We start from the raw sequence: 258 nt of genomic DNA, 5'->3' as shown, positions 1-258 counted from the left end.
GGCCGCAATTCTTCAGTGCAATGGATAGTTCAGCCTTGAAATCGTCGGCATCAAGATTTTCCATTACTAGACACCTCCTCACAGCTTTTGGTCGGGCCTATGGGGATGTTGTGGTCCCTCATAAGTAATATTTCCGCGCTGACACCCGCATCCTCGTTTGCCAGCAGTCTGCCATCCAATGTGGGGTTTATCGTGGCCTTGCGCCGAGTCCATATCTGCATGAGGTGCGTCATATGCTACTTTGGCGCCACCTGCACC

At 52.3% G+C, this 258-nt stretch carries 1 protein-coding gene; it reads right to left on the bottom strand.

Annotated elements, in window-relative coordinates; translation table 11 throughout:
* Positions 1-78: 78 nt before the first annotated feature.
* Positions 79-258, bottom strand: a 180-nt coding sequence (locus tag R0K30_RS22530; RefSeq protein ID WP_410613140.1) for a polymorphic toxin type 47 domain-containing protein, incomplete at its 5' end; no start/stop codon positions are given.

The organism is Bacillus sp. SIMBA_154 (assembly GCF_046536015.1).
Taxonomy (GTDB): domain Bacteria; phylum Bacillota; class Bacilli; order Bacillales; family Bacillaceae; genus Bacillus; species Bacillus pumilus_P.
This window is presented reverse-complemented; position numbering and strand designations above follow the sequence as displayed.